Here is a 10,815-nt window from a genome sequence, read left to right on the forward strand (position 1 = left end):
GGATGGTCAGATGGGAGTACATTTTTGCCGGTAAACAGCATTCTTCTTTCTACAGAAAACAAAAAGAATCGTATCAATGAAGCTGCAAATGTGGACAAAAGAACCGTTGGTTACAGACGCATAAAGCTGTCTATGGAAAAGGTAACCCATGCCATGCTTACACTTCTGGAAACTGCTAAAAAAGCTGCAATTCCGGCAAAATATGTTCTTTTTGACAGCTGGTTTTCATCTCCAAGCACCCTTCATGCTGTCAAGCGAATGGATTTTGATGTAATCGGAATGGTGAAAAAATCTCCAAAAATGTTTTTTCACTACGATGGTGAATATATGTCTTTAATTTCCATTTACAACAAAAATAAAAAGAGACGAGGCAAATCAAAATATCTGCTTTCTGTCATGGTTGATGTAGTGAAGGATGGGGATATAATTCCTGCCAAAGTAGTTTATGTTCGCAATCGCAACAAACGCAAGGAATATCTCTGCCTCATTTCCACAGATGTAAATCTGGATGAAAATGAAATCATCCAGATTTATGGAAAACGCTGGGATATAGAGGTATTTTTCAAGGTATGCAAAAGCTACCTTAACTTGAGCAGAGAATGCAATTCTCTGTCCTATGATGCAATGATTGCGCATACCGCAGTTGTTTTCACCCGATATATGATGCTGTCACTGGAAAGCCGGGAATCCAATGATAACCGGTCACTTGGGGAGCTTTTTTTATACTTTTCTGACGAAATGTCCGATATCACATGGATACAGGATTTTCAAATGCTGCTCCAAATGTTCAGAACAATGCTTTCAGATAACACTGAACTTTCAGACGAAAAAATCGATGAATTGGCGAATGCATTTATGGATGCACTTCCTGCATTGTTGAAAACAAAACTCCAAGCTGCTTAAGGTCTGAACATTGACAACTGAATAACTGCCAGGTATTGAATTTTCAAGGTGCATAGCTAAAATCTATGTGAGAAGTTTGAGTTAATAAAAGAAAAGGGGATATTTTCAGAGTACCTTCCAGATAATTTTAATTTGAATTCGGATTCGATAAATATATACGGGGCAGGAGCTTCGCATAAGGATAAAGTGGAGCCATATTCATATTTCATGAGTAGGTTCGGGAAGGCTGGTGACCGTCGTATGATTAGCATACCAGAGGTGGCCGGTTATATTTCGTTAATAAATTTCTTGAGAGATAATAAGGATATATTGGTTGATATAATACAAATATCTGGTAAGGGAGGTAGCCAATAAAGAGGTAAATGATTGGTTTGGAGAACAGATAAAGGAAAAGTCAAAAGGACGTAATTATGATCTGACAGTTGCGGAATATAAAGTAGCACAGGAAACAGAGCATTTGGAATAGATACAGGAACAGGTGAATGACGCGGATATTAAGTTGTTTGCTTCACAAATTGCCTATAAGGAATTGGAGCGTAGACAGACTGAGGAACTTAATGAAAAGCGTTCAGAACTTCAATTGGTAAAGCAAGAGTTAGCAAGTGTGATGGACAAAGCAAATGAAGCAGTAGAAATGCTTGATAAGATCAATGCTTTTGTATCATCATTCAGATTGTTCGCTCCGACAATAGAAGAATATGCTAATCAGGTTGAAGCAGATAAGACGATAGAAGCAGGAAACTCATTCAGGGGAATATTGTATGAGATAGGAAAGTTGTTGGAGACATTTAAGAAACTGATAAAAGAAGGATTATGCTGGTTTCCAAAGCTTATGAGGTGGAAAACTTCTAAGGGCGAAGTTGCTCCGGTATTCATAGAGAAAAGCAATGGATATTCATATTCGGTGTATGGATATATGAATGTGGAGACTAGGGAATATTACAGCAAAGAGACAATTCAGTGGCAGGTTAATGCTGGTAACCGGACAGGGACAGTTGAGCGGATGGATGTCAATGTCGAGGCTATGGCAAGAGATTTACAGGAGATATTGAGGATAGGGGAGGAGCAGAAGAGATTGTGGGATGTATATAACAAATAGGATTGCCGATTGTGAGAAGTATGGTAATTGGTGAAAGGTTGCATACTGGCAAGAGAAAATTCTACCTATTAAAGAAAAAGTGGTAATTTTAGAGATTATGGTATAAGAATTAATAATATTGGGAATGATAAGCAGTTATTTACATGTCGATGAAGTATATATTATTATCGATTGTTAGGTAAATATCAGTTGAAAAATATACCGATATCGTGATATTCTATAAATAGAGTGTTATACAAAATGGAGAGATTTGTATGAGTGTAGAATATAGCAAATTATGGGGTATATTAAAAAATAAAAATATGAAGAAAATTGAATTGCAAAGGGCTGCGAAGATAAGTGGCAATATATTAGCGAGATTAGGTAATAATGAGTATGTTTCTATGGAAACAATAGAAAAGATATGTAGAACCTTAGATTGTTCTGCTGATGATATTTTACGATTTAAATAGCGAGGGTTCTTTATGAGAAAAATGATATTAAGTTTTAGCTACGAATGGTATGCACAGTTAAAATCAGGGGAGAAAATATATGAGCATAGGAAAAGATTTTGTAAAGAACCGGTGGAAGCTTATATATATATTGGATTGCCATATAGACAATTGGTTGCGGTTGTTGAATTAGGAAAACCTGAAAATATCGAAGATTGGCTTGAAAAATATGACTATGATGAATCAGCAGTTGAAAGGATAAAAGATTATCTTACTAGAAATAAGGTGGCTATGCCAATATTTTCTTTTCAAGAAATAGAACCAATTGATATGCGTAAGATGGAGAAAGATATTTCTGGCTTTAGAGTGCCTATATCATATATGTTTCTAGATGATAAACCTGAGTTATTGAAATATATTGATTTAAGGACTAAATACAAAAATAAGCGAATAGAACATGATTTTACACATATATCATCTAAAGATATATGTATATGCTGAAAGGATGATAAAATGATTGATAAAGTATATGTTCCGCCAATAAAGATACAGGGAATAAAAACCAAAATTGTTCCTCTTATTTCAGAAGTTGCATGGGTGGATGATAGTGTTACTTGGATTGAGCCTTTTATGGGGTCTGGTGTTGTTGGATTTAATTTAGCACCTAAGCATGCGGTTTTTGCGGATACAAATCCGCATACTATAGCATTATATAATGCTATAAAGAGTGGAGAAATTACGTCATATAGTGTTAGAGAATTTTTGGAGAAGGAGGGAAAGGAATTAGAAGAAAAAGACGAAAAGCATTATTATTATATTAGAGATAGATTTAATGAAGAGCATAATCCACTAGATTTTTTGTTCTTGAATAGAAGTTGTTTTAATGGGATGATTCGATTTAATAGAAATTATCAATTCAATGTTCCATATGGACATAAACCGAATAGATTTGCAAAGGCATATGTTACAAAGATAGTGAATCAAGTTAAACGATTGGAAAATATATTTCCAGATGTTGATTGGAAATTTAAGTGCCAATCTTTTGAGCAGACAATAAGTGAAGCTGATACTCAATCGTTTATTTATTGTGATCCACCATATATTGGAAGACATGTTGATTATTATGATAGTTGGGATGAGAATCATGAGGTTAGATTACATGATGCGTTAGTAGATTCTGGAGCTCATTTTATGTTATCTACATGGGACAAAAACAAATATAGAAAAAATGAGTATATTGATATTGTTTGGAAAGAATGTTGGAAAGTAAATCAAGAACATTTTTATCATGTTGGGGCAAAGGAATCTAATAGGAATTTGATGTTGGAAGCACTTTTAATGAATTATAATCCTCAAAATATTCCGGCAATGAAAAAAAATGAGGAATCATATATACAGATGTCGTTCTTGGACGAAGTGGCAAATACTTAGTAATATACGAGGAGGAATGAAATGGAATTAGACTTTATAAGGTTATTTAATAAGAAGTTAGAAGAAAAAGATATTGATTGGGAAGTCAGTGCATTAGCATCTCCAGACGGAAAGCTGTTTTCACTTGGAAGTGATTCAAAACTTATTGGACGAATTTTCGAGTTGATTTCTTACAATATTTTACAAGAAATAGCAGATGAAAATGGGCTGATTTTATATCCATCTCCACAACAAACAGTATACCCAGATTTTACATTAATGAGAAGTGAAGCGGATACAGAAAAAATTGCTGTTGATATAAAGACTACATACAGAAAGTTTTTGAAGAATGGACAGCCATCGGGATATGTGTTTACATTAGGTTCTTTTGCATCATATATGCGAGATGGAAAGAAAAATATTTCATTTCCATATGACCAATATGCAAAGCATTATGTAATTGGTTTTGTATATACTAGAAATGATAATGCTTCAGAAGGCCAAATGTTTGATATTAAGGATTTGCGTAAGTTGCTGGTGCCATACAAAGATGTAGAGGTATTTGTACAAGAGAAATATAAAATATCAGGTGATAAACCAGGAAGTGGAAATACAGAAAATATTGGTTCTTTTAAAACGAATAGAATGGAATATTTAGTAAAGGGAGAAGGACCATTTTCAGGTTTGGGAATTGACATATACGAAGATTATTGGGCTGGATATAAGAAGTACAGAGGAGAATTGACATATACTTCTTTAGATGGATATTTTGATGTTCAAGAAGAACAAGGCAATGACATTGCTGGATTAAAAAGGGTTTATGAATATTGGAAAAAGACACATAAATAATTTTTTGGATTAACAGAGAAAAATTTAATGGTATAATTGATAACTAATGTTCTTTGAAAATATTACGTAGAACCAAATAGTACGCAAACACAACACGGGAAATTTTGATAGGTTTAGATAGAGATATTTAAATGTGACATTATTATATAATTCAGAATACGGAAATGCATAGCATGTAGTAATCTGATGGATAATAAATGACGAGCAAAATACTTTTGATCGTCATATTACTATATGGAAATGAAAGTTTGATTGATGATGGTAATATATGATTTTATTTGAGAAGGCAAGTAGAATAATTTAACTATTTGTGGTGATTTTAATAATACAATTACATATTCCGATGTTAAGTTATAAAGACTTGTATATCAAAATTACGTGCTGAAAATTAAAGTGAGAATAATGTAATAAATTGAAAGAAGGTATATTATGATCAATAGAGGATCGGAGTGGAGACTATGGAATTTACATATGCATTCTGCATATTCAAAAGAATCTAGAACTAAAATGTCAGTTAAAGAAATCTTTGATAAGTTGATTGAAAATAATATTTCTATGTTTTCAATCACAGATCATTCCAATGTGGATGCATTAGATGAAATTTGGAATATATATGAAACTAAGGCAAATGAAAAGGGTTTATATAGAAATCAAATTAATTTTATTCCGGGAATAGAGCTGAAAACAGATAAGGGTAAAAGGGGAGTACATTTGGTTTGTGTATTTCCTCAGAAAATTAAAATAGGTGAATCATATGTTAAGTCAACTAAGAAAAATATATATGATAATTTTTGCTCTGTACTTGGATTAACTGAAAGTAAAATTACAGCTAATGGAGAAGGCAATTATGGAAAAGGTTTATTAAAATCTGTTGTAAAATTTGACGATGCTGTAGAATTAACACATAAATTGGGAGGACTCGTTATTATTCATGGTGGAGATAAGCATGGTAGCATTGAAGAAGAAATGAAAGATGTTCCTAAAAAAGAACCTACACCAGAGGAAATTTATGAGACTTTAGATATTACTAAAAGTGAAATAATAGCAAAGAAAATAGATATTGTTGAATTGCCGAATTACAAAAAACAACAAGCTAGAAATGCAAAATTTTACAAGAATGTGTTTGGAAAACCGTGTATGGTCGCTTCTGATTCACATGAGAGAAGTGATTATGAAAATATGCAAGAAAGATGTACATGGGTTAAAGCAGATTGTAGCTTTGAGGGATTGAGACAAGCTTTGATTGATTATGATAATCGTATGTTTTTAGGCGTTATTCCGGAGCAAATTGATCGTATAAGGAAAAATCCAACTAAATATATTAATAAGCTACTTGTTGATTGGACTGATAATTATGATGGGAATAAGGGAAAATGGTTTCAAAACATCTGTATTCCAATGAATCCAGGATTAATAAGCATTATTGGAAATAAAGGAAACGGAAAATCAGCAATAGCTGAGATAATTGGATTGTTAGCTGACAGCCATAATTATGAAAAATTTGCGTTTTTAAATAAGGGCAAATTTTTGAAGAATAAGTTGGCATCAAACTTTGAAGCAACATTAATATGGGAGAATAAAGGGGAAAGTGTTAAGAAGAATCTTTCGGATAATCCCAATATAAATAATGTAGAACGATGTCAATGTATTCCTCAACAATATTTTGAAGAAATTTGTACAGATACTGAATTTAAGCGTTTTTCTGATGAAATAAATAGTGTTATTTTTTCTCGATTAGATGAGATGGACAAAGAGAATTGTAGAGGGTTTGATGAGCTGATTGATATGTATACTAAATCAACAGAAGAAAATATAGGATTTCTGATTAATGATTTAACAAATATTAATAGGGAGATTATTGATAAGGAAGAAAAACTTCTGCCATCGTATAAAACAAAACAGGAGGCACTGTTAAAAGATGCTAATACACAGTTAGAAGCGCATATATCTATAAAACCTAAGAAGATTGACAAACCTGAATTACCAAAAGAAAAGCAGGATATGTATGATGCAGTTTTAGAAAAAATAGAAGAAATGTCAAAAGAAAATGAAAGTGAAAGTCAAAAATTATTTTCACTTAATGAAAATATTCGTAAGATACAAAACATTTTGGAAGAAGTTGACGAAATACAAAATCGTTTTGCAAAGTCCATGGAGCATATTAATGAAGAATTAGATGAGTTTGATTTGAGTGCCAATACGATTTTTGATTTGAAAGTCAATAAAGAAGCCGTAAATGCAAAGAAAGCTGAAACAGAACAACTTATAGCGGAGGTAAGGGATAGACTAAAAAATCCTGAAAGTGGTATAGAAATTCAGCTTAGCAAGTATATAAAAGAAAAAAATGATATTGTTGCAGAAGAAGATAAGCATATGCAAGAATATAATGAATATTTAAACCATTTAAAGGAATGGAGTGATATTGAGAAAACACGTAGGGAAGCAGTGAAGATTATAGAAGACGAAATAAAGTATATAAGTGAAGGAATACATGAAGATTTGGCTCCACTTTATATAAAACGAGATGAAATAGCATCAGATATACTTGAAGAAAAAAAGAAAATAATACGTATATATAATAGATTTAAAAAGCCAGTTGATGATTTCTTGAATGCAAATAGTGAACTATTAAGTGGTTATAGCATATGTATTAGGTCAGGAATAGTTATTGACACAACATTTCAGCAGAATGTATTTGATTATATAAACAAACAAAAAAGAAATGTTTTCAAAGATGATAATTATCAATTATATAAAACTATTGAAGAATTAGGAGACATTGAAAGTGTTGAAGAATATTTGAATATTCCAAAGAAGATTATTGAAAAAATGAGTGAATTTCCAGATGGAATAATTCCACAGATTAAGGAAAGTAAAATGCTTGATTTTTATAATTATTTATTTGGATTAGGGTATCTTACAAATAAGTATGAGTTAGTGAGTGATGGAAAGACATTAGATAAGTTGTCTCCGGGAGAAAGAGGAGCTTTATTATTGATTTTTTATTTGCTTTTGGATTTGAGAGATATTCCCTTAGTAATTGATCAGCCAGAAGATAATTTGGATAATCAAAGTGTAGCTAAGGTTCTTGTGCCATTTATACAGGCTGCTAAAAATAGAAGACAGATTATATTGGTTACACATAATCCAAATTTAGCAGTTGTTGCGGATTCAGATCAAATCATTCACGTTAAAATTGATAAAGAAAATGACCAATTGGTTGAAGTTGAGGCTGGTGGAATAGAGGATGATGTAATAAATCAGTCTATTGTTACAATATTAGAAGGAACAATGCTTTCATTTAAGAAAAGAGAATTGAAATACATAGAGGGATAGAATTATAATTTATAAACACCAATCCTCATCCATAGCATCAGCCCAATTCTGCAACTCACAATCAAGAGCTAATGCAGCATATTTAAGAGGATCATCAATAGCAAGATTATCAATAAGCCTTTGAGAGTTAGGTGTAGTATGGAGATTCTTTTGGCTTCAGTACATGAGACAAACAGAAGCACATTGTCGTCAAAGGCAATGTCAATTCCGTTCTTGTAGTGGTTGTAGTATGCAAAGTGTTTTTTCATAATCATAGTCCTTTCTTTAATAAAGTAATGAGCAGTTCTGGGAATGAGTGGGTAGTGTTACGCATACAACAGATATGTAACACTACCAGACACAAATCCCAAATCTATGGGCTTTTCACGCTCTCAAAACGATAATCAATTTCACAACTCAGAGCGTCTCAGTGGGTTTCAGAAAAGAGTATTACTTTTCAGAACATTTTTCCACGGGAGTGTTTTTTTAAGAGAACTGTGTTAGAATAAGTATAAAAGATTATTGTTGATTTTTAATCATATAATATATTATACGATGTTTATTTAAGGAAGGGATGTTTAATGACAACAATAAGCACAAAAAACGGAAAAATAATAAAAGTTGTATCTCGTCAAGAAGAAAAAGAAATACTCAGTGTATCTGATAGTGAGATGGATAGGCGGGCTGTTGAAGCTGTTAAGGCAGCTATAAATAGGGCTAAAATTTGTAAGAAACCAATAGCGGGTTATGATAAAGAAAAGAAAGCTGCATATATTGAATATGCAAATGGAAACAGAAAATATGCAGAATAGAAAGCCAATGGTGCTTGTCTTAGCAGGACCTAATGAATTAGGAAAGAGTACAATAACAACTTTTTTTGAAAAGGTGGGTAAATACACTAATGCTGATGATATGGTTACATCTACAGGAATGGATAATATGGAAGCCGCAATTCTGGCTGACAAAATGAGATATGAATCAATTGAGAAGAAAGAAAATTTTACATTTGAAACAGTATTATCATCAGATTATAAGCTGGAGATATTAAGAAAAGCAAAAAGCGAAGGATGCTTTATTAAGTGTGTATTTGTTCTTACAATAGATCCGCAGATTAATATAGCGAGAATAAAATCAAGGGTTGCTGCTGGTGGTCACGATGTAGAAAAATCAAAGGTTATAGACAGATATTATAAATCCATCAATAATATTAATAAATTACTCAAACTTCGCACATAGATTTTAGCTATGCACCTTGAAAATTCAATACCTGGCAGTTATTCAGTTGTCAATGTTCAGACCTTAAGCAGCTTGGAGTTTTGTTTTCAACAATGCAGGAAGTGCATCCATAAATGCATTCGCCAATTCATCGATTTTTTCGTCTGAAAGTTCAGTGTTATCTGAAAGCATTGTCCTGAACATCTGGAGCAGCATTTGAAAAGCCTGTATCCATGTGATATCAGACATTTCATCTGAAAAGTATAGAAAGAGCTCGCCCAAAGACCGGTTATCATTGGATTCCCAGCTTTCCAGTGACAGCATCATATATCGGGTGAAAATAACTGCGGTATGCGCAGTCATTGCATCATAGGACAAAGAATTGCATTCTCTGCTCAAGTTAAGGTAGCTTTTGCATACCTTGAAAAAGACCTCTATATCCCAGCATTTTCCATAAATCCGGATGATTTCATTTTCATCCAGATTTACATCTGCGGAAATGAGGCAGAGATATTCCTTGCGTTTGTTGCGATTGCGAACATAAACTACTTTGGCAGGAATTATATCCCCATCCTTCACTACATCAACCATGACAGAAAGCAGATATTTTGATTTGCCTCGTCTCTTTTTATTTTTGTTGTAAATGGAAATTAAAGACATATATTCACCATCGTAGTGAAAAAACATTTTTGGAGATTTTTTCACCATTCCGATTACATCAAAATCCATTCGCTTGACAGCATGAAGGGTGCTTGGAGATGAAAACCAGCTGTCAAAAAGAACATATTTTGCCGGAATTGCAGCTTTTTTAGCAGTTTCCAGAAGTGTAAGCATGGCATGGGTTCCCTTTTCCATAGACAGCTTTCTGCGCTTGTAACCAACGGTTCTTTTGTCTACCTCAGCCGCTTTATTGATGCGCTTCTTTTTGTTTTCCGTAGAAAGAAGAATGCTGTTTACCGGCAAAAATGTACTCCCATCTGACCATCCAAGAGTAAGCATTCTAAATCCGAAGCGATATTTATGTTTTGCGTGGTCATAGACCTTTGCAAGAAGCTCTACCTTTTTAGAACGGTTACGTTCAAACATGGAATCGTCAATAATAAGAACATTGGCACGGTCTTCCGAATCCAGTGGAAGAATAGCGTTGTTTATGATTCTGGATGTAAGTATTGTAGTAAAACGCATCCAGTTAATTTGAACCATCTTCATGAAACGATACACGGTATCTTTTACAAAATCAGGAGTATTTTTTCCTGTAAGCAGACTCATATACATACTTCTGTCGGAGAAAATCAGCAGAAATATGTATTGAAAAATCTCTGTTACCGGAGTGCCTTTCCTTTTATAGGCATTGGCAGCTTTCAAGGCTGAGGAAATATGAAACCTTGTGAAAAATCGTTTGATAGATTTAGAAATCTGCTTATCATTTTGAGTCGCTTGTGTTATACTTTTATTCATAGCATGAGCCTCCGGTTTATAATTGTTTTTCGACAACTCAATTATCCCAAAACCATTGGTTTCATGCTATTTTTATGCCAGTTATTATTGAATTTTCAAGGTGCATAGGCACATTTTAATGTGCGAAGTTTGAGT

The 10,815-nt window shown here is 33.1% G+C and carries 10 protein-coding genes; 9 read left to right on the forward strand and 1 reads right to left on the reverse strand.

Features of this window, described 5'->3' with window-relative positions; all coding sequences use genetic code 11:
• From DWV68_RS13885 to DWV68_RS13930, 9 genes are all read left to right on the forward strand, one after another.
• Positions 1-903 (forward strand): IS4 family transposase (locus DWV68_RS13885; protein ID WP_197420876.1); only part of this gene is annotated, 903 nt, incomplete at its 5' end.
• A gap of 604 nt (positions 904-1,507) precedes the next feature.
• Entirely contained in the window at positions 1,508-2,002 is a 495-nt protein-coding gene (locus DWV68_RS13890; RefSeq protein ID WP_330419950.1) for a hypothetical protein, read from the forward strand.
• A gap of 254 nt (positions 2,003-2,256) precedes the next feature.
• Positions 2,257-2,454, forward strand: coding sequence for a helix-turn-helix domain-containing protein (locus DWV68_RS13895; protein WP_118666079.1), 198 nt, complete (start codon positions 2,257-2,259; stop codon positions 2,452-2,454).
• A 12-nt stretch (positions 2,455-2,466) separates the two neighbouring features.
• Positions 2,467-2,934, forward strand: a complete 468-nt coding sequence (locus tag DWV68_RS13900; protein ID WP_118666081.1) for a hypothetical protein — start codon at positions 2,467-2,469, stop codon at positions 2,932-2,934.
• A 12-nt stretch (positions 2,935-2,946) separates the two neighbouring features.
• A complete protein-coding gene (locus DWV68_RS13905) occupies positions 2,947-3,864 on the forward strand; it encodes a DNA adenine methylase (protein WP_118666083.1) in 918 nt (305 codons plus the stop codon).
• Between the two features lie 21 nt (positions 3,865-3,885).
• Positions 3,886-4,692 carry a type II restriction endonuclease gene (locus tag DWV68_RS13910; RefSeq protein WP_118666085.1) on the forward strand — a complete coding sequence of 269 codons (807 nt, stop codon included), beginning with the start codon at positions 3,886-3,888 and terminating at the stop codon, positions 4,690-4,692.
• Positions 4,693-5,121: 429 nt separating this feature from the next.
• Positions 5,122-8,028 (forward strand): TrlF family AAA-like ATPase, encoded by a 2,907-nt coding sequence (locus DWV68_RS13915; RefSeq protein ID WP_118666087.1) that lies wholly within the window; start codon positions 5,122-5,124, stop codon positions 8,026-8,028.
• 560 nt (positions 8,029-8,588) lie between these two features.
• Positions 8,589-8,819, forward strand: coding sequence for a hypothetical protein (locus tag DWV68_RS13925; RefSeq protein WP_118666089.1), 231 nt, complete (start codon positions 8,589-8,591; stop codon positions 8,817-8,819).
• Entirely contained in the window at positions 8,809-9,243 is a 435-nt protein-coding gene (locus DWV68_RS13930; RefSeq protein ID WP_243089584.1) for a hypothetical protein, read from the forward strand. Before DWV68_RS13925 ends, DWV68_RS13930 begins: the two co-directional genes overlap by 11 nt.
• Before the next feature lie 63 nt (positions 9,244-9,306).
• On the opposite strand, the gene DWV68_RS13935 is transcribed toward DWV68_RS13930, so the two are convergent.
• Positions 9,307-10,680: an IS4 family transposase gene (locus DWV68_RS13935; RefSeq protein WP_118666091.1), complete on the reverse strand. Its 1,374-nt coding sequence runs from the start codon at positions 10,678-10,680 to the stop codon at positions 9,307-9,309.
• Positions 10,681-10,815 lie beyond the last annotated feature (135 nt).

Origin of the sequence: Roseburia sp. AF12-17LB (assembly GCF_003479605.1) — a bacterium.
Lineage (GTDB): Bacteria > Bacillota > Clostridia > Lachnospirales > Lachnospiraceae > Roseburia_C > Roseburia_C amylophila.